Here is a 26,162-nt window from a genome sequence, read left to right on the forward strand (position 1 = left end):
ATGAATAGTCGGCGCTGTCTTGGTTGGTTGTAAGAAAAGTCACCGAGCAAACCATGTAAAAACATCCCTTGCGTTTCTGGTGGGAGATTTCTACAAAACCATCCGAAGCTGCCCGCGGAGCTGCGGGAAGTAGCTGACATCGTTTTTTTTGCCAGGCTCCTAGAGTCGAGTCTTCTGTCTAAAGAGGCTCGACTCGATGTTCGCTCAACATACATTCCGCCCTCACCATCTTGCATTGGCAATTGCACTAACCATGGCATGGACCGAAATTTCCATCGCACAACAGCAAGATACTCAGGTCGTCGAAAGCATTATTGAAGACACACCCAAAAAGCCTCGCAAGAGAACGCCAAAACCTGCCACCGATACATCGGCAGCTCCCACAGTGGTGGAGGCGATCGATCAGAAAACGACACCGGCCAGCCCTCCACCACCCGGCACGCCAACGCCAACGCCGGACCGTGTATCGCTTACAGAAGCGCAGATGAGCCAAACGGGTCAGGCGCTCCTCAACAGCATCGAGCAAAAACATTCACCATTGTCAGAACCTCAACCAGGTCAGAATCCTCAGGCACCTGCCCAACTGGAAAAACCCACTCTTCCTGCCACGCCCTCAAACGCCGCGATCACTGCCCTGCTCGACGCCAACCACGCAACGTCCGGTTTGGCCCTCGAACAACTCGCCGCCGGCAGCAATGCCAACCTCGCCAAAGCCACATTGAGCAGCGTCACCCCGGTGAGCGCGAGCATGCTGTCGGCCATGCGCCAATTGGATAACCGCAGCGGCGCCGCTTACAACTACGGCAACTCACCACGCCAGGCCAGCAAAGGTGCGCAAGGCGGGCGGGTGTGGATTCAGGCGCTCGGGCATGGCGGCAGTGTCGACCGCGAGTTCGACAGCACCTTGAAACACGCCACCCAAGGTTTGGTGATGGGCGCCGACTGGCGTCTGAACGAGCAATGGCACTTCGGCTTGCTTGGCGGAAAATCCCAGACCCGCCTCGACGCCCGTCAATACGACGGCGACCTCGACAGCTGGCACCTCGGGGCCTACGCCGTACGTCAGGACGGGCCGCTGGCACTGCGCTTCGGCGCCACCTATGGCAGCCACGACGGCAGCAGCAAACGCCGGGTCGCATTCAACGGCTTCAGTGACCGCCTCAAGGGCAGCTACGACGCGAATACCCAACAAGCCTTTGCCGAAATCGGTTTCAACATCGGTCGCCAGAACCTGACCTTCGAACCCTTCGCCAGTCTTGGGTATCAACGCTATCAACGCGACAGCTACACGGAAAAAGGTGGCGATGCGGCACTGAAAGTATTCGGGCAAACCCGGGACAACCTCAGCACCACGCTGGGCTTTCGCGCAGCGAAAACCGGCCAGTTGAATAACGGCATGAGCCTGACCCCAAGATTCAGTGCGGGCTGGAAACACCTGTACGGCGAGCTCGAGAGTGACACGAGTCAGCAACTGGTCAAAGGTGGCAAGCGCTTCGCGGTGACGGGGGCGGAACTGGATCGCAACAGTCTGGCCGTGGACGCAGGATTGGATCTTGGCCTATCGTCCAACCACACCCTCGGCGTGGGCGTGACCGGTGACTTCGGCACCGAGAGCCGCTCTCACGGCGTGATGGGCCAATGGCGCATGGCGTTCTAACAGACACAACGCTCACTGTAGGAGCTGCCGAAGACTGCGATTTTTTGATGTTGTTTTGGATTAATAAAAACCTAGATCAAGAGATCACAGCCTGCGGCAGCTCCCATAGGGCAAAAATCCAGGCAAAAAAAAGGGGAGCACATGCCCCCCCGAGGTTTAAAGCGTTGGATCGCGGCCGTTATCTCAGCCTTCGATCTCGATCAGAATTTCGCCCGGATTGACTCGATCGCCCTTGGCCACATGAATCGCGGTGACCTTGCCGGCAATCGCCGCCTGGACTTCGGTTTCCATTTTCATCGCTTCGGTGATCAGCACAGCCTGACCGGCCTTGACGGTGTCGCCCTCCTTGACCAGCACATCGACGATGTTGCCGGGCATGGTGGTGCTGACATGGCCCGGTGCCGAAGCTTGCTTGCGCTTGCTGCTGCCACCGCCGACGAATTCGTTGAGCGGTTCGAACACCACTTCTTCCGGCATGCCGTCGATGGACAGGTAGAAGTGACGCTTGCCTTCGGCCTTGACGCCGACACCGGTGATGTCGACGCGGTAGGTTTCACCGTGCACGTCGATGACGAACTCGGTCGGCACGCCTTCGCCCCCCGCCGACGCAACGCTGCCAGCCTCCGGGATCGGCAGCAGCACTTCCGGCGTGAGGGTGCCGGCGGCACGCTCTTCGAGGAACTTGCGGCCGATGTCCGGGAACATGGCGAAGGTCAGCACGTCTTCTTCCGACTTGGCCAATGCGCCGATATCGGCACGCAGCTTGGTCATTTCCGGCTTGAGCAGGTCGGCCGGACGCACATCGATGACTTCTTCGCTGCCGATCGCTTGGCGACGCAGTTTCTCGTTGACCACGCCCGGCGCCTTGCCGTAGCCGCCCTGCAGGTACAGCTTCACTTCGTTGGTGATGGTCTTGTAACGCTCGCCGGCCAAGACGTTGAAGAACGCCTGGGTGCCGACGATCTGCGAAGTCGGGGTCACCAGCGGCGGGAAGCCGAGGTCTTCACGCACGCGCGGGATTTCCGCCAGCACTTCGCCCATGCGATTGAGGGCGCCCTGCTCTTTCAACTGGTTGGCAAGGTTGGAAATCATCCCGCCCGGCACCTGGTTGACTTGCACACGGGTATCGACGGCGGTGAATTCGCTTTCAAACTGGTGGTACTTCTTGCGCACGGCGTAGAAGTACAGGCCGATCTCTTGCAGCAGTTCGAGGTTCAGACCGGTGTCGTACTCGGTGCCCTTGAGCGCGGCGACCATCGACTCGGTGCCCGGGTGGCTGGTGCCCGAAGCGAAGCTGGAGATCGCGGTGTCGATATGGTCGGCGCCGTTTTCGATAGCCTTGAGCTGGCACATGGTCGCCAGACCAGCCGTATCGTGGGAGTGGATGAACACCGGCAGCGATTGCTCGGCTTTCAACGCGCGAACCAGTTCACCGGTAGCGTAAGGGGTCAGCAGACCGGCCATGTCCTTGATCGCCACCGAGTCGCACCCCATGGCTTCCATCTGCTTGGCTTGCGCCACGAACGCATCGATGGTGTGCACCGGGCTGGTGGTGTAGGCGATGGTGCCTTGGGCATGTTTGCCAGCCGCTTTCACCGCTTCGATGGCCACGCGCAGGTTACGCACGTCGTTCATCGCGTCGAAGATACGGAACACGTCGATGCCATTCACCGCAGCCTTGGCGACGAAGGCTTTGACCACGTCGTCGCTGTAGTGGCGGTAGCCGAGCAGGTTCTGCCCGCGCAGGAGCATTTGCAGGCGGGTGTTAGGCAGCGCCGCGCGCAGTTGGCGCAGACGCTCCCACGGGTCTTCTTTCAGAAAGCGAACACAGGCGTCGAACGTCGCGCCGCCCCAGCATTCCAGCGACCAGTAGCCGACTTTGTCGAGCTTGTCGCAGATCGGCAGCATGTCTTCGGTGCGCATGCGGGTGGCGAGCAGCGATTGGTGAGCGTCGCGCAGGATGGTATCGGTTACGAAGATCTTCTTGGACATTGTTGTATTCCTCACAGGCCTGCGTGGGCGGCGATGGCGGCGGCGATGGCCAGGGCCAGCTCTTCGGGTTTGCGCTTGATCGAGTAGTTGGTCAGTTCCGGGTGGCTTTCAACGAAGCTGGTATTGAACTGGCCGCTACGGAATTCCGGGTTGCGCAGGATTTCCTGGTAATACGCGGCGGTGGTCTTCACGCCTTGCAGACGCATGTCGTCCAGCGCGCGCAGGCCACGGTCCATCGCCTCTTCCCAGGTCAGCGCCCAGACCACCAGTTTCAGGCACATCGAGTCGTAGAACGGCGGAATGGTGTAGCCGGTGTAGATTGCCGTGTCGGTGCGCACGCCCGGGCCACCGGGGGCGTAATAACGGGTGATCTTGCCGAAGCTCGGCAGAAAGTTGTTCTTCGGGTCTTCGGCGTTGATGCGGAACTGCAACGCGAAACCCCGGTGCTGAATGTCTTCCTGCTTCACCGACAGCGGCAGGCCGGAGGCGATGCGGATCTGCTCGCGGACGATGTCGATCCCGGTGATTTCTTCGGTGATGGTGTGTTCCACCTGCACCCGGGTGTTCATCTCCATGAAGTACACCTCGCCCTCGGCGAGCAGGAACTCCACGGTACCGGCGTTCTCGTAACCCACCGCCTTGGCCGCACGCACCGACAGGTCGCCGATGTAGGCACGCTGTTCTGGAGTCAGTTGCGGGCTCGGGGCGATTTCGATGAGCTTCTGGTTGCGACGCTGGATCGAGCAGTCGCGCTCGAACAGGTGCACGACGTTGCCGAAGCTGTCGCCGAGAATCTGCGCTTCGATGTGCTTGGGGTTAACGATGCATTTTTCCAGGAACACTTCGGCAGAACCGAAGGCCTTGGTCGCTTCGGAAATCACCCGAGGGAAATTCTGTTCGAGCTCTTCGCGACTGTTGCAGCGACGGATGCCGCGCCCGCCACCACCGGAGGTGGCTTTGAGCATGACCGGGTAACCAATGCGGTCGCCCTCGGCCAAGGCTTCTTCGATGTCGGCGACATTGCCTTCGGTGCCCGGCGTGACCGGCACACCGGCCTTGATCATGCTGCGGCGCGCTTCGGTCTTGTCGCCCATGCGGCGAATGACTTCTGCCGACGGGCCGATGAATTTGATTCCGCGTTCAGCGCAGATGTCTGCCAGTTCGGCGTTCTCCGAGAGGAAACCGTAACCCGGGTGCAGTGCATCACAGCCGGTTTCAACCGCCAGGTTCACCAGCTTGCGCGGGTTCAGGTAACCGGCCAGTGGCTCGGCACCGATGCTGTGGGCCTCGTCCGCACGCTTCACATGCAAGGCATGGCGGTCGGCGTCGGAAAAAATCGCAACCGAGCGAATGCCCATTTCGGCGCAGGCTCGCACGATTCGTACGGCAATCTCACCACGGTTGGCGATCAGGATCTTTGTTATCACTTGGAGGTTCCCTTGAGCCGGTGGCACCACGACCTGCTAGACCCAGGTCGACGCGTGACCAAATGTTTCAATTTAGTCGCAGGTCCACACTAGCGCTCATGAGGGATTAACAAAAATGAATAAAAATTGGGTCATGCATAAGTAAAGACTTATAGTTGAAACATTCGCCAGCCGTCAGAGCCGATAAAAAATGCGTAAGTCCTTGATGCGTATGACATTGCGTCAATTGCAGATCTTCAATGAAGTGTGTGATTTACGCTCTTACAGCCGCGCAGCCGAGGAAATGTCCCTCACGCAACCTGCCGTGAGCCTGCAGATTCGTCAGCTGGAAGAGCTGATCGGCCAGCCATTATTCGATTATGTCGGCAAAAAACTCTACATGACCGAAGCCGCTGAAGCACTTCAGCGCGCCAGCCGGGACATTTTCGGGCGCCTGGAAAACCTCGATATGCAGCTCTCGGACATGCAGGGATCGCTGCAAGGTCAGCTGAAACTGGCGGTGGAGTCCAGCGCCAAATATTTCGTCCCGCACCTGTTCGCCGCGTTCAAACGCCAGCATCCGGAAGTGAATCTGCAACTGACCGTGGTCAACCGTGGCCAAGTGATCCGCCGACTTTCCGATAACCGCGATGACTTGGTAATCATGTCGATGGTGCCCCAGGACATGGGCCTGGAATTTCTGCCGTTTCTCAACAATCCGATTGTTGCCGTGGCGCGCCCGGATCACCCGTTGGCGCACATGGGCCCGCTGCGCTTGCAGGACCTTGAGCCTTACACGCTGCTGATCCGCGAACCCGGCTCGGGCACACGCCTGGCCTGCGAAGAGTATTTCAAAGAGAAGCGCGTGCACTTCACTCAGACTCAGGAAGTCGCTTCGGCCGAAGCACAGCGCGAATGCGTGCAGGCGGGTCTGGGCCTGGCGCTGTTGACGCGCCACGCCCTGAACCTGGAGCTGGCGACCGGCGGACTCGTCGAGTTGCCGGTCGAGGAACTGCCGCTGCTGCGTAGCTGGTGCCTGGTGCAAGCGAAAGCCAAACGCTTGTCACCGGTGGCGCACGCCTTCCTGGCGTTCATCCGCAGCGAACGCGTGCAGATCAGCGCGCTGGTTGAGCGCTTCGACGGGAAGCTGCGGGTGCTGCCTGCCAGTGAGTGATGTCGGGAAAGTCGCCGATTTCAGCTTGAAGCTGGCGCAGCTCGAAGCGATCTTCGATAGCGCGGCGAAATTCCATGCGGCGCTGGTCTTCCTGCTGACGACGGGTTTTCGCGGCGCTGTTGCGTTCTTCGTAAGGCTGAGCCATTTCGAGTCTCCCAAGGCGATTACGGGAGTTTCACGATAGGCGGGAGGGATGACGGTTTGATGAAAGCTGCCGTCAAAAAAGCAAAAGATCGCAGCCTCCGGCAGCTCCTACATTGATCCGTGTAGGAGCTGCCGAAGGCTGCGATCTTTTGATCTTAATCATCCAGGGCTTTGGCGGCTTTTGGCGACAAGCGCAGGCTGCGCAGACTGCGCTTGACGCTCTTGAGGTGATTGACCAGGCTCGGCCCGCGCGCCATGGCCACGCCCATCGCCAGCACATCGATCACCACCAGGTGGGCGATACGCGAAGTCAGCGGCGTATAGATTTCGGTGTCTTCATGCACATCGATCGCCAGATTGACGGTCGACAATTCGGCCAACGGCGTCTGGCTCGGGCACAGGGTGATCAGCGACGCACCGCTCTCACGAACAAGGTTGGCGGTGATCAGCAAATCCTTGGAACGCCCGGACTGCGAAATACAAATCGCCACATCGGTCGGCTTCAGGGTTACCGCCGACATCGCCTGCATGTGCGGATCGGAATACGCCGCTGCGGTCAGCAGCAATCGGAAAAACTTGTGCTGCGCGTCCGCCGCTACTGCGCCGGAAGCACCAAAGCCGTAGAACTCGACCCGCTGCGCCTGCGACATCAGCGTCACCGCGCGCTGCAACTCAATCGGATCGAGCTTCTCGCGAACTTCCATCAGCGTGTGCAACGTGGTGTCGAAAATCTTCAGGCTGTAGTCGGCGACCGAGTCGTCTTCGTGGATCGCGAACTGGCCGAAGCTGGCACCGGCGGCCAGGCTTTGCGCCAGTTTGAGTTTCAGATCCTGGAAGCCGGAGCAACCGATGGCGCGACAGAAGCGCACAATGGTCGGCTCACTGATGCCGACGCTGTGGGCCAGATCGGCCATGGAACTGTGCATCACCGCCGCAGGGTCAAGCAGCACGTGGTCGGCGACCTTGAGCTCCGACTTGCGTAACAGGTGACGTGACTGGGCAATGTGTTGCAGCAGATTCAAGGGGCTGGACTCTTCTTATGGGCAAGGATGTAGCACGCTTGTAGTTATACTACATGAATTGGCTTTTTGCCTGCTCAATGCGTAACTCCATGTCCCCATATCAGGCGCGATGAGCTGCATGTAGCCCTTAAAACGGTTTTTCCTGCTCGCGCAAAAGCCCGGCCAGCGCGGCAGCCTCCACCGGACGGCTGATCAGATAGCCTTGTACTTCATCGCAACGCTCGACGCGTAAAAACTCCAGCTGATCCTGGCGCTCGACACCTTCCGCCACCACCTTCAGCGACAAGCCATGGGCCATGGCGATGATCGCCCGGGTAATCGCCGCATCCTCGCTGCCCTCGCCCAATCCACGAATGAACGCCTGATCGATCTTCACGTAATCCACCGGAATGCGCTTGAGGTAACTCAGCGACGAATAGCCGGTGCCGAAGTCGTCGATGGCCAGTTTCACCCCCAGATCACGCAACTGCTGGAAAGTGGCGATGATGTGTTCAACGCTGTCGAGCAACTGGCTTTCGGTCAGTTCCAGCTCAAGGTAGTGCGGCGCCAGCCCGGTTTCCTCCAACACCTGGCGCACCAGACTGACCAGTTTGCCCTGACGCAGCTGATGCACCGACAGATTCACCGAAACGCGGATCGGCGCAAGCCCCTGACGTTGCCATTCGCACGCCTGCCAACACGCCTGGCGCAGGACAAACTCGCCGATCGGCCCGATCAGTCCGGTTTCCTCGGCCAGCCCGATGAAATCTCCCGGTGGTACTCGGCCCATGGTCGGATGATCCCAACGCACCAGCGCTTCGGCGGCATTCAGCCGTCCCGATTCCAGACACAGTTTGGGCTGATAGAACACCTTCAGCTGCTTTTCCTCGATGGCTTTGCGCAACTGATTTTCCAGCTGCAAGCGCTCAAGGGTGCTGGCCTGCAAGCTGTCGGTGTAAAACTGGAAGTTGTTACCGCCCAAGTGTTTGGCGTGTTGCATGGCCATGTTCGACTGGCTGACCAGCGCGGAAATTTCTCGGGCATTGTCCGGCAGCATGCTGATGCCCATTGAGGCGCTGACCACCAACTCATGCCCTTCGACCGTCAGTGGCAGGCGCAACTTGCTCGACAACCGCGTGGCGACCCGGGCCAGACTCGACAGGTTGCCGTAGGCATCGAACAGCACCGCAAACTCATCACCGGACAATCGGGCAATGGTGTCGGCTTCCGGTAAAGCGTTGACCAGCCGTCGCGCCATTTTCTGCAGCAACTGGTCGGCAATCTCATGGCCGAGGCTGTCGTTGAGCAGTTTGAAGCGATCCAGATTGATGTGCAGCAGCGCCAGACTGCGACGGCCCTGACGCGAACGCTGATGCGCTTCATGCAAGCGTTCGCGGAACAGTGAGCGGTTGGCCAGACCGGTGAGTTCGTCGTAATGGGTCAGATAGCGCATGCGCTCTTCGGATTCGCGTCGTGCCGACAGATCGGCGAAGAAGCCAACGATATGACTGACATTTCCCCGACCGTCACGCACCGCGTTCAACTGCAGCAATTGCGGATACAGTTCGCCGTTCTTGCGCGTTTCCACCAACTCGCCCTGCCAACTGCCGTGCTGCTCCAAGGCATGACGGATTGCCACGTAATGGCGGCGGGCATCGCGACTGCACGGCAATTCGACGACGTTGCGCCCGAGCATGTCTTCGATGTCATAACCGGTGACACGACTGAAGGCCTGGTTGATCGCGATCAGCGCATAGTTCGGATCGAGGATCACGATGCCTTCGCTGGCCGCCTCGAACACCGTCGCCGCCAGGCGCTGCTGTTCTTCCAGGCTTTTGTTGGCGCTGATGTCGCGCCGGGTACCAACCATGCGGATCACTCGACCGCTGTCGCTGCGCTCAACCGCACGGCCACGGTCTTCGATCCACACCCAATGGCCATCGCTGTGACGCACACGGTATTCGATCTGATAGTCCTCGGTACGCCCTTTCAAATGTTCTATCAGCGCGTATTTCAGCGTCGGGACATCGTCGGGATGCAGACGTGGCTTGAGGTCGCGCAACAGCGCCGTGACGTATTCCGGAGCGAGGCCGAACAGTTCCTGAATCTGCGTGTGGTGGACTTCGTCGGTTTGCAGGTTCCAGTCCCACAGCCCCAACTCACTGGCCTTCAACGCCAGCGCCAGCCGCGCTTCGCTTTTACTCAGGGCCTGATTGGCTGCGTCCAGTTCACGGCTGCGCTGGGCGACGCGGTCTTCGAGCTCTACCTGAGCTTCACGCAGCTTGCCCTCGGCACAGCGTCGATGTTCGATTTCCCTGGCGAGTTCCTGGTTGAGTTGCTCGCTGCGTGACTGGGTCTGCTGCAAGTGTTCGATCAGGTGCTGGTTCTGGAAACGTCGCAGTAAACCGCGATCGATCAGCCGATTGACCTGCCATGCGACCACGCTCAGCGAGCCGAGCAGGATCAAGCCGAGCCAGCCCCAACCGCGTGCCTGTTCGTCGCCACCCCAGAACAGGTAGCCGATCGCCGGCAACAGACAGGGCAAGGTAAAGGAGAGAAACGCTGGCAGGCTCACCGCGTAGGCAACGCTGGCCGACAGGGTTGCGGCGCCAATCAGGCCGAACACCCAAGCCTGTTGGATGAAGTTGTCGGCCGGCACCAAGGCGATGCCGGCACCGGCCAGGGTCAGGCCGGTCATGGTCGAACCCAGCAGAAACATCCGCCGCCAGATCGGTTGTGCCTGCCGGTCAGGGATTGCCGAGTCGAATGCCGCCACCTGAATCACCCGCAACGCCACCAGCGAAAGCAACCACACCAGCCAGACGCTGACCACGAAGTAGCGCTGCGGGCTCCAGAGCAAAGCGGCGCAGACCAGACCATTGATCAACATGAACAGAGTGGGCAACAACGAGCCCTGATACAGCAGGCGCGTGCGCTCGACCGCGATTTCGACGGCATAGTGCTTGCGGATAACCCGGGGTTCCACAGAGGGGCCCGACAGTTCGGCGCTGAGGGTCATGGGCAACGTTCTTGTTCTTATAAGGAGGGCGTGCGCCCGAAACGTGGACGGAGCATACACAAGCCGATCCCGTTGCCAAACTGCTCCTGATCATAATTTCAGCGAAACTTTTCCGCCCTTTACCACCTGCGAAACCCTTGGAGCTCGGCGGGCCGATGCCTGTAGGCAGTGACCGACCGGTCGTCATCGACAGGAGTTTCATCGGCTAATGCAAAGCTCGGTTTGCCCGGGCCTGCGGCGCACCCTAGAATGCCCCGATGCGCGATGATCTCTCCCTTCTGCTGAACTCCCTCAACGATGCCCAACGCCAGGCCGTAGCGGCCCCCGTTGGCCGTCAGTTGGTCCTGGCCGGTGCTGGCTCCGGTAAAACCCGAGTGCTGGTGCACCGTATCGCCTGGTTGATCCAGGTCGAAAACGCCTCGCCCCACTCCATCCTGTCGGTGACCTTCACCAACAAGGCCGCTGCCGAGATGCGTCACCGCATCGAGCAGTTGCTGGGCATCAACCCGGCTGGCATGTGGGTCGGCACCTTCCACGGCCTCGCGCACCGCTTGCTGCGGGCGCACTGGCAGGAAGCGGGCCTGAGCCAGACTTTCCAGATTCTCGACAGCGACGATCAGCAACGGCTGGTCAAGCGGGTGATCCGCGAACTGGGCCTGGACGAGCAACGCTGGCCAGCCCGTCAGGCACAGTGGTTCATCAACGGCCAGAAAGACGAAGGCCTGCGTCCACAACACATTCAGGCCAGCGGTGATTTGTACCTGGCGACCATGCGCGGCATTTACGAAGCCTACGAGGCAGCGTGTCTGCGTGCCGGCGTGATCGATTTCTCCGAACTGCTGCTGCGCGCCCTCGACTTGTGGCGCGACCATCCGGGCCTGTTGGCGCACTACCAGAAGCGCTTCCGCCATATTCTGGTGGACGAGTTCCAGGACACCAACGCCGTGCAGTACGCCTGGTTGCGCCTGCTCGGCAAGGGCGGCGACAGTCTGATGGTGGTCGGCGACGACGACCAGTCGATTTACGGCTGGCGTGGCGCGAAGATCGAAAACATTCATCAGTATTCTTCCGACTTCGCCGACTCGGTGACCATTCGTCTGGAGCAGAATTACCGCTCCACCGCTGGCATCCTCAAGGCTGCCAACGCCCTGATTGCCAACAACACCGGCCGCCTCGGTAAAGAGCTGTGGACCGACGGCGGCGACGGCGAAGCAATCAATCTGTACGCCGCGTTCAACGAACACGACGAAGCACGCTACGTTGTCGAAACCATCGAAAGCGCGCTGAAAACCGGCTTGGCGCGCAGCGATATCGCGATCCTGTACCGATCCAACGCCCAATCACGCGTTCTGGAAGAAGCGTTGCTGCGTGAGCGTATTCCGTATCGAATCTATGGTGGTCAGCGCTTCTTCGAGCGTGCGGAAATCAAGAACGCCATGGCCTACCTGCGTTTGCTCGAAGGTCGCGGCAACGATGCAGCGCTGGAACGGGTGATCAACGTGCCGGCCCGTGGCATCGGCGAGAAAACTGTCGAAGCGATCCGCGATCACGCCCGCCACAGCGATGTGTCGATGTGGGAAGCGATGCGTCAACTGGTCGCCAACAAAGGCCTGACCGGTCGCGCGGCCGGTGCGTTGGGTGCGTTTATCGAACTGATCGAAAACCTCGCCGCCAAGTGCATGGAAATGCCGCTGCATTTGATGACGCAAACCGTCATCGAGCAGTCGGGCCTCATTGCCTACCATGAAGCGGAAAAAGGCGAGAAAGGCCAGGCCCGGGTGGAAAACCTTGAGGAACTGGTCAGCGCCGCGCGCAACTTCGAGAACACCGAAGAAGACGAAGAGCTGACGCCACTGGCGGCGTTCCTCGGCCACGCTTCGCTGGAGGCTGGTGACACTCAGGCCGACGAGCACGAAGACAGCATTCAGCTGATGACCCTGCACAGCGCCAAAGGCCTGGAATTCCCTTACGTGTTCCTTGTGGGCATGGAAGAAGGCCTGTTCCCGCACAAGATGAGCCTGGAAGAACCGGGGCGTCTTGAGGAAGAACGCCGTCTGGCTTACGTCGGCATCACCCGGGCGATGCAGAATCTGGTGATGACCTATGCGGAAACCCGTCGCCTTTATGGCAGCGAAACCTACAACAAGGTCTCGCGTTTCGTACGCGAGGTACCGAAAGGCCTGATTCAGGAAGTGCGTTTGTCGAACAGCGTCAGCCGTCCGTTCGGCGGTAACCAGTCGATGAGCGGCAGCAACCTGTTCAGCGGCAGCGAAATTCCGGAAACGGGTTTCAGTCTTGGTCAGGCGGTACGCCATTCGATCTTTGGTGATGGCGTGATTCTCAACTTCGAAGGTGCCGGTGCGCAGGCACGCGTGCAGGTGAACTTCAGCGAAGGCAGCAAGTGGCTGATGCTGGGTTATGCCAAGCTGGAAGCGATCTGACGCCGATTCAGCTTTTCTGTGGGAGCGAGCCTGCTCGCGAATGAAGTCACCGCGGTTGATCTGCCAGACCGCGATGGGGCTTTCGCGAGCAGGCTCGCTCCCACAGGGTTCGGTGCTCTGAGCCAATAATCCCGCTGAACCAATCCCCTTTTCCTACAGACAAAAGTACATAGGCTGATTGCCTCGCGAAGCTGAACGCAACCTGTCAGGCAAAAGCCCGAAACACTCTCTCGCTAGCCAGTAACACTTCAGCTGTGCAACATGGCGCGCGTGTCTCCACAAACGGGAATTCCCTTTATGAAACGTTTTCTTAGCATCGCCATGGCGTTGTGCATCGGCCTGACGATGAGCCTCGACGCCAACGCCAAGCGCTTTGGTGGTGGCAAAAGCGCCGGCGCTGCGCCGACGCACCAGACCAGCCAGATGGCTCCTTCTTCTCCAGGCGTGGGCGGCGCCGCTGCAACGGCGGGTGCTGCCGGTGCCGCAGGCGCTGCAGCCAAGGCCGGCGGTGCTTCGAAATGGCTCGGCCCTCTGGCCGGTATCGCTGCGGGTGGCCTGCTCGCATCCATGTTCATGGGCGGCGGCTTCCAGGGGATGCAGATCTTCGACATCCTGATCATGGCTGTGATCGCGTTCGTGATCTTCCGCTTCATCGCCGCACGTCGACGCAAGCAGCAGGAGCAATTCGCTCCGGCCGGCGCGCCGATGCAGCGTGAAGTGTTCGAGCAGAAGCCTGCTGCCATGGGTTCGATCTTCGGCGGTTCGGCTGCGCCTGCTGCCGCTCGTCCGGTGATCAACGCGCCGGCCTGGTTCAACGAGCAGAGCTTCCTAGAAGCTGCGCGTAGCCACTTCCAGTCGCTGCAGCAGCACTGGGACGCCAACGAGATGGACAAGATCGCCGAGTTCGTGACCCCGCAAATGCTCGAGTTCCTCAAGCGTGAGCGTGCGGATCTGGGCGACGCGTTCCAGTCGACCTACATCGACAACCTCCAGGTGCAACTGGATGGCGTGGATGACCGTGCCGACAAGACCATCGCCACCCTGACCTTCAACGGTGTGTCGAAGTCTTCGCGCTTCGACCAGGGCGAAGTGTTCAGCGAAAGCTGGAACATGGAACGTCCGCAGGGCGAGAACCAGCCTTGGCTGGTCGCCGGTATCCGCCAGAACGGCTGATCCCCTCGCACGCTTTACTTGCTGTCATAAAAAACCCCAGCTTCGGCTGGGGTTTTCTATTTCGCGGTTGCATCTATAGCGAGCTACTGTATAAACCGGCCCATATAAACCGCGCCATTCAAGCAAGAGGATCCCGGACGTGGAAGAAATCATCGAACAACTGCGTGAAGCCAACGAACCCGTGCCGGTTCCTTTGGAACTGCCTGACGAAGACCAATTGGTGGAAGTCGAAGAAGAACTCTTCATCAACATTCCCTTCGTCTTCAAAGAGTTTTTGCTGACCGTCAGCGACGTGGTGTACGGCAGCCTGGAGCCGGTGACCGTCACCGACCCGCAATCGCACACCTATCTGCCGGACGTTGCGGCCAATGCGTGGGACATCGGCGTACCGCGTGACCTGATCCCGATCTGCCAGGACGGTGAAAACTACTACTGCGTCGAAGAAGACGGCACCGTGGTGCTGTGGTCCGGCGAAGAAGAGCTGATAACCGAAGAATCCTGGGAATCGGTATGGCACTGGGCGCGGGACGTCTGGCTGGAAAGCTGATCGGCCAAACGCCCCGGCGGGTCAATGCCCCGACGACTCCTTGTGGTTGTCGAGGGTTTCCAGCAGCGCTACCTGCATCCGCGTGTGCACGCGGATGAACCAGCGCCAGAGCAGCGCCGCCACGGCGGCCGCCACCACGGCGATCAGCATCAGCAACTTGTTGGTCGGCAAGATACTGGCCGACAGGGCTGCCAACAGCAGGAAAATCACCAGCAGCGAGAGAATCGGGATCACCTCGGAGATCACCCGGCGCACTCGCTGCGTGTGCCGCCCCGCCATCTCCGGCTTTACGCCCATCTCTGCCAGAAGCATCGACAGCGCCTTGAGCTTGCGATACGCCGCTATCAAAAACGGCAACGACAGCAGCAACGCTCCGCCCCAGATCAACGCCTTCTGCCAGCTCGGATCGCTGATCCAGTCCTGCAGCCACAGTGAAATGCGCTCGGCGAAATACGCCCCGGCGAAGAAGATCGCAATCACCAGCGCCAGATTCACCCCGACCTGCAGCAGGATCTTGCGGATAATCGACGCCAGCATCGCGCCCTCACCTTGCGGCTGGATGCTGCGCAGCCATTCGCCGTACATGCCGAGGACTCGACCGAGAGGCTTGGGCACTGCCGCCGACAGCTTGATCGACAGCGGATCTGCCGCACGGATCAGGTACGGCGTCAGCAGCGTGGTAATTACCGAAACCGCCACGGCCACGGGATAAAGGAAGTTACTGGTGACCTGCAAAGTCATGCCCAGCGCGGCGATGATGAAGGAAAATTCGCCAATCTGTGACAGTCCCATCCCGACGCGCAGTGAGGTACGTCCGTCATTGCCGGCGATAAACGCCCCAAGGCCGCAGGACAACATCTTGCCGAGTACCACGGCGACGGTGATCACCGCGATCGGCCACGCGTATTCGAGCAGAATCATCGGGTCGAGCATCAGGCCGATGGCAACGAAGAAGATCGCGCTGAACAAGTCGCGAACCGGCTCGATCAGACGTTCGATCTTCAGCAGTTGCCGCGACTCGGCCATGATTGCACCGATCAGGAACGCGCCGAGCACCATGCTGTATTCAAGCTTGACCACCAGCAGGCAAAAGCCGAAACACAGGCCCAGCACAGTGATCAGCAACATCTCGTTGCTTTCGAATTTGGCCACGTAAGCCAGCAGACGCGGCACCAGCAGGATGCCGATGACCAACGCAACGATCATGAACAGCGACAGCTTGCCGACCGTGGAGAACACCTCGCCGGAGCTGACCGTACCGCTGACGGCGATGCTTGAGAGCAGCGCGATGATGCCGATGCCGAGGATGTCTTCGACGATCAGCACGCCGAAAATCAGCTGCGCAAAACGCTCGTTCTTCATCTTCAGGTCATTGAGTGCCTTGACGATGATGGTGGTCGAGGAAATCGCCAGAATCGCGCCGAGGAACAGCGAGTCCATGGTGTTCCAGTCGAACCAACGGCCTATTTCGTAGCCGATCCAGATCATCAGGACGATCTCGAGGAACGCCGCGATAAACGCCGTCGCGCCGACCTTGAACAGCTTGCGCAGGCTGAACTCCAGCCCCAGACAGAACATCAGGAAAATCACCCCCAGCTCGGCGAGGGTCTTGATGGTTTCTTCGTCGTGGATCAGGCCGAACGGCGGCGTGTGCGGACCGATAATGAAACCGGCGACGATATAGCCAAGCACCACCGGCTGTTTGAAGCGGTGGAACAACACGGTCACCACACCCGCGACCAACATGATCACTGCCAGATCCTGAATAAAACTGATGGCATGCATGGCGTGGGCTCCTTGAATGACGAGGCTCGCAGTCAGACGTCAGAAAAGTCTGAGCGAGCGAAGTAAAAATCCGCTTTTCGTGTGGGAATTGCCCTTGAGAGGGGCTTTTGCAGGTTAACACCGCGACTTCCGCCTGGAAGGCGGTGCAATATATGGAAACAGATCGATTCCGGCGTGACGGCGGCCAGTCGCCCGGCGTCCCGATAACGGTGCTTTCGAAAAGCGACCAGGCACCCGTAGAGGTGCTTCCAGAAATCAGCCTTGATCCGTGAGAACGTTATGGAACCCGGAAACGCCCAGCTGTCGATGACGGTACTGATGACCCCCGACATGGCCAACTTCTCTGGCAATGTCCACGGCGGCACCCTGCTCAAATACCTCGACGAAGTGGCCTACGCCTGTGCGAGCCGTTACGCCGGCCGCTATGTGGTGACCCTGTCGGTGGATCAGGTGATTTTCCGCGAGCCGATTCATGTCGGCGAACTGGTGACCTTCCTCGCTTCGGTCAACTACACCGGCAACACGTCGATGGAAGTCGGCATCAAAGTGGTGACCGAGAACATCCGTGAGCGCTCGGTGCGCCACACCAACAGCTGCTTCTTCACCATGGTCGCGGTGGATGACCAGCGCAAGCCGGCCCCCGTGCCGCCGCTGCAACCGCAGAACAGCGAAGACAAGCGTCGTTATATGCAGGCGCAGCAGCGTCGGCAGATTCGTCAGGAGCTGGAGAAGCGGTATCAGGAGATCAAGGGCGACGCCTGAGAATTGTAGCGTTAAGAAATCGCTATCGCGAGCAGGCTCACTCCTACATTGGAATGCGTTTCCCTGTAGGAGTGAGCCTGCTCGCGATTGGATTCAACGCGGTATTACAAACTGATTGCAGTAGCTTCGAACTTCACCCGCGGATGCGCAATCCGATCCTGCGCTCGCACCAGCTGCAGCTCATAACTGGCACAGGCCTGAGTCTCCAGCAACACCTCGTGCACCGCCGCCGCCGTGAATTCGAACGCCGCCACCAAACTGTCGCCCAGCAGCACCCGCGCCAGGAACAGGCCAGAGGTCAGATCGCCCACACCCACCGGCTGACGCGGAAAAGCCAGCAGCGGACGGCGCAGATGCCAGCTGCCTTCAGCCGTTACCAACAACATCTCGAAACCATCTGCCGGTTTACCCGGGTAATCCAGATGCTTGACCAGCACCGCTTTCGGCCCACGCGCCAGCAGCGCCCGCGCCATCGCCAGGCAATCGAACAGCGACTGCGGTTTGCGCCCGGAGAAGCTGTCCAGCTCCAACTGGTTCGGGCACATGATGTCCGCCACGGCCGCCGCTTCTTCCAGCAGGAAATCACTGACTTCGGTCGGTACGCTGCAGCCTTTCTCCGGATGGCCCATCACCGGATCGCACAGATAAAGTGCTTTGGGATTGACCGACTTGATGCGCTGCACGCCACTGAGAATCGCCCGGCCCTGCGCCGCGCTGCCGAGGTAACCGGACAGCACCGCATCGCAGTTGCCCAGCTCGCCAATTGCCGCGATGCCTTCGACCAGTTCGGGAATCTGCTGCGGTGCCAGAACTTCGCCAGCCCACTGGCCGTATTGGGTGTGGTTGGAAAACTGCACGGTATTGAGCGGCCAGACATTGACCCCGACCCGCTGCATCGGAAAAACCGCCGCGCTGTTGCCGGCGTGGCCGAACACGACGTGGGACTGAATGGCGAGCAGATGAGGCGTACGTTTCATTCGGGGCATTCCGTAAAACGATTGAAATTCAAGCCGCGCAGTATGCGACGAAACGCAGCCTGTACGACAGACCGGCGACGCAGTTAAGCTGACGTTATCTTTTGGAGTTTGATGTTGATGCTGACCCTCGAAAACATCTTTGTGTTGATGCTGTTCGCCGCTGCCGGCGCGTGGCTATGGCACAACCACGGCTTGCGCGAGCGGGCGCTGGAGCGGGTCAAACAGCATTGTCTGAACGTGCGCGTGGAGTTACTCGACGGCAACGTTGCACTGAAGAAGATCGGTTTCATCAAGGACGCCAATGGCCGCCGGCGACTGGCGCGGGTGTACAACTTCGAATTCACCGTGACCGGCGAAACCCGACATAACGGCACCATCACCCAGTTTGGCGCGCACAGTGCGCAGATCGAACTGGCGCCCTACCCGGCTCCGTTTGACGATACGCCGCCGGTGGTTGAAGTGCACAAGCCGCGCGCCGAAGTCATTGAGCTGAGTCAGTGGCGGCAGGAACATACCAAGTGGAAGCCTTGAAGGATCAAAAGATCGCAGGCTGCGATCTTTTGCTCTAACTTTCCCGACACCCCGACAAACCCGGCTGCAGCTCATCGATGTTTTGCGGATCGACGAAGATAAGCTCAATCCGCGAATCCTTTCGCCATTCGCTCGCCTGCCAACTCAACTCGGCATTATCCAGGGCATTCGCAGACACCCAGCCCTTCGCGCTGTGGATAACCAGTTTCGCCCGCTGCCAATTGAGGCTGGTCAGCCAGTCAGCAATGCGTTGCTTGTCGAATATCTGCTCCGGATGCCAACGCCAACCAATGCTCCAGCCACCCTCCTGCGCCTGACTCAGGCAGATCGGCAACGTCGGATCGCTCCAGACAGCGGGCATTTGTCCTAAGCCCCTGGGCACGGCCAGGTTATCCACACCGCTGACCGCTTTTGCGGCGAGGCCCGGCAGTTCGCTGAGCGATAGCTGCGCCTGTTGCGTCCAGATCAGCGGAACTGCCGGCAACTGGCTGGCGATTTTTGCCCGGGTCGTGTCATCAAGATTTTCAGCCTTGTTCAACAACATCAGGCCAGCGGTTTCCAAGGCTTCCCGCTGTGCTGCCGGCAGCGCTTTCCCCGCCTGAAGCGCCTGAGCATCCAGCACCAGGACACACGGCTGCACTGCCAGTACACCCAGCCATGGCGCCTCACTCAACTGTTTGAGCAACTGCGCCGGGTGCCCCAGCCCGGACGGTTCGATGAACAGCCGATCGGGTCTCGCCTTGCGCAGCAAACGCCCAAGGCCGATCTGAAACGGCGCGCCATTGACGCAACACAAGCAGCCCCCGGCCACTTCGCCCAGTGCGATACCATCGGCGTCACTGGTCAGCAGCGCGGCGTCGAGGCCGATCTGGCCGAATTCATTGATCAGCACCGCCCAGCGCTCACCTTCTGGCCGCTGGGCCATGAGCTGGCGAATCAGGCTGGTCTTGCCGGCGCCCAAAGGGCCAGCAATGACATGGGTAGGAATGTTCTGCAACATGGCCGGGAGCTTTCTTGGGAGATTCGAAGATGCGTTGGATGGGATGGTCGTTGCTGTTGACGCTGCTGTCGAGTGAAGCGTGGGCACAGGCTTGCGTGGTGCACAGTCAGGGCGAGCGGCTCGACGTCAAAGTCTGTCAGCAGAACCGCAATATTCCGCAGAAACTGTTCAACGACGGCTTCTGCCAGCCAACGCTGGCCGGGCAGAAAGTCGAGGTGCAATACGTCGATAAGTGCCCCAGCGGTGCGTTTGGCGTGTGCAGCAACGCGCAAGTCGCCAATATGCCTTATCGCCAGGACATCCACTACTACGGCGTCGCCACCGATGCGGCGTATTTGCAGCCGTATTGTGAAGGCCAGAGTCAGGGTTCGTGGCTCAAGCCTTGAGACGCTAGCCAAGCCAGTCGAGGGTCAGTATCAAACGACGTTGGCCCGCGGCCGGTTGTGGCGAACGGTGGATCAGACCGAAACCCTCATTTCCGTGCCATTTTTCGCCTTTCAACAGCGCGACATCGCCACTGCCGAGTTGCTGAATTTGCGCGTGGGGCTCAGCGTTGGTCTGCCCCAGTTGCTGGCGATCCATCACGCCTTCCTTGAGCCATTGGCTGCCGACGCCGGCGTACGTGGTGATCAGCCGAACGGGCACGTGATCGACATGGAAACGCGGACACATGGCTTTATCGAGCACCCGCAGGCGCAGGCCGATCCGCTTGGCTCCCAGCAAACAGGCAAAGGCGCTGACCAGCCATTTCAGGTCGGCAATAAAGCCTTCATAGCCTTCCAGATCACGGAAGCCTGAAGCCAACCCGGTCAGGTCCGGTTCGGCGTCCTCGCTCACCAACTCCAGGCATAACGATTCCGCCAAGGGTTCGTTGAGCGACAGCAATAACTGAGCGAATTCGCTGATGTGCAACGGCAGTTGCCGCTGCCACACGGCAAGGTTGGTGTCGTCGTCCAGAATTCGCGTCAACGTCTTTGGCGTCGGCCCTTGGTGCTGATAACGCGTGCGGTTTTGCAGCAGTTTGAGGGCTAGCATCAGGCAGCCTCTTCATGCCAAGGGCCGAACGGATCCACCAGCAATCGCCAACCCTCTACGCCGAGCGCCATTTCTTCATCGGTGAGCAGGCAGTCATCCAGTTCGTCGGAGAGCTGTAGGAAATCGATGTTTTGCCCGATGAAAATCAGCTCCTGACGGCAGTCTCCTACGCTCGGCGTCCAGTTCTCCATGATCGCAGCAGTGCTTTCCTGATCCTGAGGCCACTGGATCTTCGGCACGAAACGCCACCAGCGCCCTGCAAAACCGTGGCGCATCAAGCCGCCGGCCTGCGACCAGCTACCAGCGTCGCTAGGTTTGCTCGCCAGCCAGAAGAAACCTTTGGAGCGCAGCAGCTTGCCGTTCAGCCATGGGCGATCGATGAAGTTGAAGAAACGTTGCGGATGAAACGGGCGGCGCGCACGGTAGGCCGTCGAGGCGATGCCGTATTCGTCGGTTTCCGGTACGTGCTCACCGCGCAACTCCTGCAGCCAGCCCGGTGCTTGCGCGGCTTTCTCGAAGTTGAAACGACCGGTATTGAGGATCTTCTCCAGCGGCACCTCGCCCATCACCATCGGAATGATTTCGGCTTGAGCGTTGAGGCGTTTGAGGATGGCGATCAACTCTTCACGCTCGGGCTGGCTGATCAGGTCGATCTTGCTGATCAACAGCACGTCGGCGAACTCGATCTGTTCGATCAACAGGTCGGTGATGGAGCGCTCGTCTTCCTCGCCAAGCATCTCGCCTCGGGAGGCCAGGCTTTCCGCCGCCTGGTAGTCCGGCAGGAAGTTCACACCGTCGACTACAGTAACCATGGTGTCGAGACGTGCGATGTCAGAGAGGCTTTGGCCGTGTTCATCGCGGAAGGTAAAGGTTTCTGCAACGGGCAGCGGTTCGGAAATCCCGGTGGATTCGATGAGCAAATAGTCGAAACGACCTTCACGGGCGAGTTTGCTGACTTCTTCGAGTAAGTCCTCACGTAACGTACAGCAGATACAGCCGTTGCTCATTTCGACGATTTTTTCTTCTGCGCGGTTCAAGCTGACATCGCGCTGGACTTCGCGGCTATCGATGTTGATCTCACTCATATCATTAACGATGACCGCTACGCGAAGACGTTGGCGATTACGTAGTACGTAATTCAAAAGTGTACTTTTTCCGGCACCCAAAAATCCTGAAAGTACGGTCACAGGCAATTCGGCTGACATTGGATAATCCTCTTGAAAGGGCAGCCGATTGGCGCTTTTACTAGCGCTTGGCGTTTATGCGCTTCTCACGAGGCTTCGCTGAAGGAAAACGCTGAAAATCGGCCCGCTCAGGCTTGGTTAAGTTTTATGTTATAGTATAACAGTATAAATAAACCAGCCCTTCCCTTGTCCTGAGCGACAAACCGCAGGAGGCTGAGCCAACTCCACCTCGGAAATCGTGATGAAAACTGCGCTGAAATGCTCCCTGCTGGGCCTCGGCATGTTGATGTTCGGCAACGCATGGGCGCAGCTACCGCCACTCGCGACCTGCACCCGCAGCGCCAACCTGCTCGCGTGTGTGGATGCCGATGGCAATGCATACAGCGTCAACACCGTCGGCACCACCCTTTACCTGCGTGGATTTGAAAAGAATGCTCAGCGTTATTGGGCACAAACCAACAGCCGTTTCGGTCAACTGACGTTTTTCACGGGCATCGCTTCGGACGGTGAAGCCTGGGTTGGCTATACCCGACGCGTGGGCTGGACAACCATTAACCGCTTTTCCAGCTCGGGCGGCGGCAGCGCGAAGTTCACTTGTAGCCGCCTGACCGGATGCTAGACCCGCGCCATCTGCTGCTCCTGCTGCCAAGCCAGATAGCTGTCGATCGGTGGATTTTTTTCGAAATACCGCTGCAGACCTTCGAATAAGCCGTTTGCCACGGCTTGTTGATGTCGAGCAGTAACTAGTCGCTGACTGTCGCGCACGTTGGAAATGAAGCCGGTTTCCACCAGAATCGACGGTACGTCTGGCGACTTCAACACTGCAAATCCAGCTTGTTCCACGCGTTTCTGGTGCAGGGTGGTGATGCCAGCCAGACTTCCCAATACCGTGTTACCAAGCTGCAAACTCGCAGCAATTGTCGCGTTCATCGACATATCGAGGATCACCCCGGCAAGCATCGGATCCTTATCCTTGAGATTGAGCAGACTGGTAGCACCGAGCAGATCCGCGCCGTTTTCTCGTTGGGCCATAAAACGCGCCGTGGCCGATGTCGCGCCACCTTCAGACAGGCAATACACCGAGGCTCCCGAAGCCGTCAGCCGTGGCGCCGCGTCGGCATGCACCGAGATGAACATGTCCGCCTTGTGCTGACGGGCAATCTCCACACGCTTGCGCAAAGGGACAAAAAAATCGTCATTGCGCACCAGTTTCACGTCGAATCCTTTCTCTTTTTTCAGGCGCTTGGCGAGTAGCTGAGCGATGGCAAGCACCACATCCTTTTCTCGTTCGCCCTTGGCGCCGACTGCGCCAGGATCCTTTCCGCCATGCCCTGGGTCGACGACAACGATGATGTCGCGCTTCGGATGAATGCCGATTTTGGGTGTTTCACGTGGAACCATTGGCGCAGTCGGTGCGGATTTTTCGCTGACCAGATCCAGAACCAAACGATGACTTTGGCCATCCTGCGGCGCCAAAAGGAAGCTGTTCAGCAGTACCGGATCGCTCAGGTCGAGCACAATCCGCGTATCTCCTTGACCAAAAGGCCCGGATCGAATTGAACGAATGACTGTGCCATTAAGCGCCAAGTGACTGAAATCACCGTTCAAGCTTGCACCTGACACATCAATGATCAGCCGCTCTGGAGCACTGAGGGTGAAGATTTTGTAGTGCACGGGCCCAGTCAAATCGAAGACCAGTCGTAGCTTTTTATCTGAGCGCCAAAGTCGTGCGCTGCGAATTTGCGTGGCGCAAGCACTGAAGGGAAGAGTAAAAGCCGCGCTGGCCAAAATCAGGTTGAGCAAATGACGTCTGTGCATATGAAAGCCTGTTCATGAAAAAGGCATCGTGGTCTGAATTGTTATAATGTAACATCCAATTCAATCAACACGATGGTCCCGAACATGAATTCGCTGACACTCCCGGATATCGCCGCGCAGTCCGCTCGCCAAGCCCTACCACTCGAATGGGTGGGCATGCATGGCATTGCATTGCCTGTTTTGTTGGAAGGACAACGTTTGACTGCCAAGGCTGATGCGGGGGTTAGTCTTGATAACGGTGAGGCACGGGGCATTCATATGTCGCGACTTTATCTGGCATTGGAAGCGCTTGAACAACAGAGCCTTTCCCCTGCTCTACTGCACCAGGTCCTCAAGCGTTTTCTGGACAGCCATGAAGATCTATCCAACTGTGCCTATCTGAATATTCACACCGATCTGCTGCTCAAAAGACCTGCATTGATCAGTCCATTGTCGGGTTGGAAGTCCTACCCCACGACCATTTCGGCCAGCCTGAAAAACAAGATGTTCCACGTGGAACTCAAAATCGAAGTGCGCTATTCCTCAACTTGCCCCTGCTCCGCTGCCTTGGCGCGACAGTTGATCCAGCAACAATTCATCGACGACTTCGCCAACAAAGACCTTCAACATGCGGACGTTCTGGCTTGGCTCGGCTCCACTCAAGGCATCGTCGCTACGCCTCACAGCCAACGCAGCACCGCTGAGCTGCATCTACACCTCGACGAGTTCGTCGACGAGTTACCACTGAGCGTAATCATCAATGACGCCGAAGCGGCACTCGGCACCGCCGTTCAAACCGCCGTGAAACGTGCGGATGAGCAAGCCTTCGCCCTCGCCAACGGGCAAAACCTGATGTTCTGCGAAGATGCCGCCCGACGGTTAAATCTCGCACTTCGCCGCACACCCGGAGTGAATCAATTCCACCTGCGAGTTATCCACGCCGAAAGTCTGCACGCCCACGACGCCGTCGCCGAAAGCCATTGGCAGCGTGAGCAAGCATGATCCGCTGCCAATCCCTGAGCTGGGGCGCCCCGGGCCAACCGCTCACTGCCACCCTGAATCTTGAGTTAGAAAGCGGCAGCCTCACGGCCATCATCGGCGCCAACGGCTGCGGCAAGAGCAGTCTTTTGAAAGTCATTGCAGGGCTGCAAAAGCCTTTGGCGGGCAGAGTCAGTCTGAGTGTTCCACGCCAAAGCGGATTGTCATTCCTCCCCCAGCAACAGCATCTCGACCGCCAATTCCCCATCAGCCTTGAAGAGTTGATCGCTGCCGGTTTCTGGGGACGCCGACTCTCAACTCAACTGCGCGCACAACGCCTCAAAAACGCACTGGATAATTGGCACCTGAGCGGTCTCGAACGACGCCCACTCATGGCCCTCTCAGGCGGCGAGTTACAACGCGCCCTGCTCGCTCGCTTGAGTCTGACCGACGCCCCCGTCCTGCTTCTTGACGAACCCCACGCCGCCCTCGACGAACTTGGCCAGCAACTGCTCTGGCAACACCTCCACGCCTGGCACAACGAAGGCCGAACACTCGTCGTCGTCTGCCACGACCTCGCTGCCGTGCGCCAACACATTCCACAAACCTTGCTGATCAAAAACCGCGAATGCGTGTACGGCGCCAGCGTTGAATTGATCCAGCAAACCTCACACACAAAGGTCGCCTGATGCTCGCCGCCGTCCACTTATGGCAACCGTTCAACGAGTTCGTGTTCATGCGCCGCGCCCTGCTGGGTGGTTTGGTATTGGCCTGCAGCACGGCGCCATTGGGTGTGTTTTTAATCCTGCGACGGATGAGCCTGATTGGAGACGCAGTGGCCCACGGCATCCTCCCGGGCGCCGCATTGGGATTCTGGTTTGCTGGTCTGAGTCTCCCCGCATTGACATTCGGCGGTCTCGGCGCCGGCCTGAGCATGGCTGGTCTTGCTGCCTGGATTACCCGCCGCACCGGTCTGCGCGAAGACGCGAGCCTCGCTGCGATCTACCCGATCTCCCTCGCCAGCGGCGTGCTGATTCTGGGTATCGCCGGCAAACGCCTCGACCTTCTCCATCTGCTATTTGGCTCGGCATTGGCTGTCGACGGCCCGACGCTCACCGGCATGTTGTGGGTTTCGGGATTCAGTCTGATCGCCATGACGCTGATCTACAAACCACTGTTACTGGACACTCTCGACCCGCTGTTCCTGCGAACCGTCAGCCGCCTCGGCCCAATTGCCCACGGCGTATTCCTGACTTTGGTGGTGCTCAATCTGGTGATCGGTTTCCAGGCCATCGGCGCGCTGATGGTGGTTGGACTGATGATGCTCCCCGCTGCCGCTTCGCGATTCTGGAGCCGTCGTCTGCCGATGCTGATCGCGATTTCCACGGTCATCGGTTCTCTCTCGGTCTGGTTCGGCTTGCTGCTGTCGTTCTATTACTCGCTGCCAAGCGGCCCGGCCATCGTGCTGGTCGCGGGCGTGGGTTATCTGCTGTCGGTGGTGTTCGGGCCGGTTCACGGTTTGTTACGCCGCCCGCCTTTGCTCACATCCCAATGAGGTG

The 26,162-nt window shown here is 59.2% G+C and carries 23 protein-coding genes; 12 read left to right on the forward strand and 11 right to left on the reverse strand.

Annotation, left to right across the window (positions count from 1 at the left end):
* The first annotated feature begins 484 nt into the window (after nt 1-484).
* Nucleotides 485-1,657, forward strand: coding sequence for an autotransporter outer membrane beta-barrel domain-containing protein (locus AK821_RS10760; protein ID WP_442965586.1), 1,173 nt, complete (start codon nt 485-487; stop codon nt 1,655-1,657).
* Nucleotides 1,658-1,840: 183 nt separating this feature from the next.
* Here the strand turns inward: AK821_RS10760 and oadA are convergent, their stop codons facing one another.
* Both oadA and AK821_RS10770 read right to left on the reverse strand, forming a co-directional pair.
* On the reverse strand, nt 1,841-3,649 hold the full coding sequence (gene oadA, locus AK821_RS10765) for a sodium-extruding oxaloacetate decarboxylase subunit alpha (protein ID WP_064389628.1): 1,809 nt from the start codon (nt 3,647-3,649) through the stop codon (nt 1,841-1,843).
* Nucleotides 3,650-3,660: 11 nt separating this feature from the next.
* Entirely contained in the window at nt 3,661-5,076 is a 1,416-nt protein-coding gene (locus AK821_RS10770; protein WP_025112637.1) for an acetyl-CoA carboxylase biotin carboxylase subunit, read from the reverse strand.
* Nucleotides 5,077-5,266: 190 nt separating this feature from the next.
* On the opposite strand from AK821_RS10770, the gene AK821_RS10775 reads away from it, so the two are divergent.
* Nucleotides 5,267-6,229: a LysR family transcriptional regulator gene (locus tag AK821_RS10775; RefSeq protein ID WP_016984010.1), complete on the forward strand. Its 963-nt coding sequence runs from the start codon at nt 5,267-5,269 to the stop codon at nt 6,227-6,229.
* On the opposite strand, the gene AK821_RS29450 is transcribed toward AK821_RS10775, so the two are convergent.
* From AK821_RS29450 to AK821_RS10790, 3 genes are all read right to left on the reverse strand, one after another.
* A complete protein-coding gene (locus AK821_RS29450) occupies nt 6,171-6,374 on the reverse strand; it encodes a PA3496 family putative envelope integrity protein (RefSeq protein ID WP_077575111.1) in 204 nt (67 codons plus the stop codon). The two genes, AK821_RS10775 and AK821_RS29450, sit on opposite strands and share 59 nt — an antisense overlap.
* Nucleotides 6,375-6,528: 154 nt before the next feature.
* Nucleotides 6,529-7,395 (reverse strand): transcriptional regulator HexR, encoded by an 867-nt coding sequence (hexR, locus tag AK821_RS10785; protein ID WP_008078846.1) that lies wholly within the window; start codon nt 7,393-7,395, stop codon nt 6,529-6,531.
* Between the two features lie 127 nt (nt 7,396-7,522).
* Complete coding sequence (locus AK821_RS10790) at nt 7,523-10,393, reverse strand: putative bifunctional diguanylate cyclase/phosphodiesterase (protein WP_064389630.1); 2,871 nt, start codon at nt 10,391-10,393, stop codon at nt 7,523-7,525.
* 257 nt (nt 10,394-10,650) lie between these two features.
* On the opposite strand from AK821_RS10790, the gene uvrD reads away from it, so the two are divergent.
* The 3 genes from uvrD to AK821_RS10805 all read left to right on the forward strand — a co-directional run bounded on the left by uvrD (nt 10,651) and on the right by AK821_RS10805 (nt 14,554).
* Complete coding sequence (uvrD, locus tag AK821_RS10795; RefSeq protein ID WP_064389631.1) at nt 10,651-12,834, forward strand: DNA helicase II; 2,184 nt, start codon at nt 10,651-10,653, stop codon at nt 12,832-12,834.
* 297 nt (nt 12,835-13,131) lie between these two features.
* Nucleotides 13,132-14,007: a Tim44 domain-containing protein gene (locus tag AK821_RS10800; protein ID WP_064389632.1), complete on the forward strand. Its 876-nt coding sequence runs from the start codon at nt 13,132-13,134 to the stop codon at nt 14,005-14,007.
* 139 nt (nt 14,008-14,146) lie between these two features.
* On the forward strand, nt 14,147-14,554 hold the full coding sequence (locus tag AK821_RS10805) for an SMI1/KNR4 family protein (protein WP_008078852.1): 408 nt from the start codon (nt 14,147-14,149) through the stop codon (nt 14,552-14,554).
* Nucleotides 14,555-14,575: 21 nt separating this feature from the next.
* On the opposite strand, the gene AK821_RS10810 is transcribed toward AK821_RS10805, so the two are convergent.
* On the reverse strand, nt 14,576-16,339 hold the full coding sequence (locus tag AK821_RS10810; protein WP_064389633.1) for a cation:proton antiporter: 1,764 nt from the start codon (nt 16,337-16,339) through the stop codon (nt 14,576-14,578).
* A 279-nt stretch (nt 16,340-16,618) separates the two neighbouring features.
* On the opposite strand from AK821_RS10810, the gene AK821_RS10815 reads away from it, so the two are divergent.
* Nucleotides 16,619-17,101, forward strand: a complete 483-nt coding sequence (locus AK821_RS10815; protein ID WP_041073853.1) for an acyl-CoA thioesterase — start codon at nt 16,619-16,621, stop codon at nt 17,099-17,101.
* Nucleotides 17,102-17,205: 104 nt separating this feature from the next.
* Here AK821_RS10815 and pdxY read toward each other — a convergent pair whose 3' ends face one another.
* A complete protein-coding gene (pdxY, locus tag AK821_RS10820; protein ID WP_064389634.1) occupies nt 17,206-18,078 on the reverse strand; it encodes a pyridoxal kinase PdxY in 873 nt (290 codons plus the stop codon).
* Between the two features lie 117 nt (nt 18,079-18,195).
* On the opposite strand from pdxY, the gene AK821_RS10825 reads away from it, so the two are divergent.
* Complete coding sequence (locus AK821_RS10825) at nt 18,196-18,609, forward strand: DUF3301 domain-containing protein (protein WP_064389782.1); 414 nt, start codon at nt 18,196-18,198, stop codon at nt 18,607-18,609.
* A gap of 34 nt (nt 18,610-18,643) precedes the next feature.
* On the opposite strand, the gene AK821_RS10830 is transcribed toward AK821_RS10825, so the two are convergent.
* Nucleotides 18,644-19,609, reverse strand: a complete 966-nt coding sequence (locus tag AK821_RS10830) for a CobW family GTP-binding protein (RefSeq protein ID WP_064389635.1) — start codon at nt 19,607-19,609, stop codon at nt 18,644-18,646.
* A 29-nt stretch (nt 19,610-19,638) separates the two neighbouring features.
* Here AK821_RS10830 and AK821_RS10835 point away from each other — a divergent pair, with 29 nt between their 5' ends.
* Nucleotides 19,639-19,995, forward strand: a complete 357-nt coding sequence (locus tag AK821_RS10835; protein WP_064389636.1) for a hypothetical protein — start codon at nt 19,639-19,641, stop codon at nt 19,993-19,995.
* Nucleotides 19,996-19,999: 4 nt separating this feature from the next.
* Here AK821_RS10835 and AK821_RS10840 read toward each other — a convergent pair whose 3' ends face one another.
* Complete coding sequence (locus AK821_RS10840) at nt 20,000-20,644, reverse strand: DUF1826 domain-containing protein (protein ID WP_064389637.1); 645 nt, start codon at nt 20,642-20,644, stop codon at nt 20,000-20,002.
* Nucleotides 20,644-21,849: a zinc metallochaperone GTPase ZigA gene (gene zigA, locus AK821_RS10845; RefSeq protein WP_064389638.1), complete on the reverse strand. Its 1,206-nt coding sequence runs from the start codon at nt 21,847-21,849 to the stop codon at nt 20,644-20,646. The genes AK821_RS10840 and zigA overlap by 1 nt, the downstream gene beginning before the upstream one ends.
* Before the next feature lie 220 nt (nt 21,850-22,069).
* On the opposite strand from zigA, the gene AK821_RS10850 reads away from it, so the two are divergent.
* The gene (locus AK821_RS10850; RefSeq protein ID WP_064389639.1) at nt 22,070-22,447 is read left to right on the forward strand and encodes a hypothetical protein; all 378 of its coding nucleotides are present in this window, start codon (nt 22,070-22,072) and stop codon (nt 22,445-22,447) included.
* On the opposite strand, the gene AK821_RS10855 is transcribed toward AK821_RS10850, so the two are convergent.
* Entirely contained in the window at nt 22,444-23,646 is a 1,203-nt protein-coding gene (locus AK821_RS10855; RefSeq protein WP_064389640.1) for an N-acetylmuramoyl-L-alanine amidase, read from the reverse strand. The two genes, AK821_RS10850 and AK821_RS10855, sit on opposite strands and share 4 nt — an antisense overlap.
* A gap of 84 nt (nt 23,647-23,730) precedes the next feature.
* On the opposite strand from AK821_RS10855, the gene folE2 reads away from it, so the two are divergent.
* Genes folE2 through AK821_RS10870 form a run of 3 tightly spaced genes read left to right on the forward strand, consistent with a single transcriptional unit; the run spans nt 23,731 to nt 26,158 of the window.
* Nucleotides 23,731-24,627, forward strand: coding sequence for a GTP cyclohydrolase FolE2 (folE2, locus tag AK821_RS10860; RefSeq protein WP_064389641.1), 897 nt, complete (start codon nt 23,731-23,733; stop codon nt 24,625-24,627).
* The gene (locus AK821_RS10865) at nt 24,624-25,292 is read left to right on the forward strand and encodes a metal ABC transporter ATP-binding protein (protein WP_064389642.1); all 669 of its coding nucleotides are present in this window, start codon (nt 24,624-24,626) and stop codon (nt 25,290-25,292) included. The genes folE2 and AK821_RS10865 overlap by 4 nt, the downstream gene beginning before the upstream one ends.
* Nucleotides 25,292-26,158, forward strand: a complete 867-nt coding sequence (locus tag AK821_RS10870) for a metal ABC transporter permease (protein WP_064389643.1) — start codon at nt 25,292-25,294, stop codon at nt 26,156-26,158. Before AK821_RS10865 ends, AK821_RS10870 begins: the two co-directional genes overlap by 1 nt.
* The last annotated feature ends 4 nt before the right edge of the window (nt 26,159-26,162 follow it).

This window comes from Pseudomonas sp. RIT-PI-r, from assembly GCF_001297015.1.
In the GTDB taxonomy this organism is placed as follows: Bacteria; Pseudomonadota; Gammaproteobacteria; order Pseudomonadales; family Pseudomonadaceae; genus Aquipseudomonas.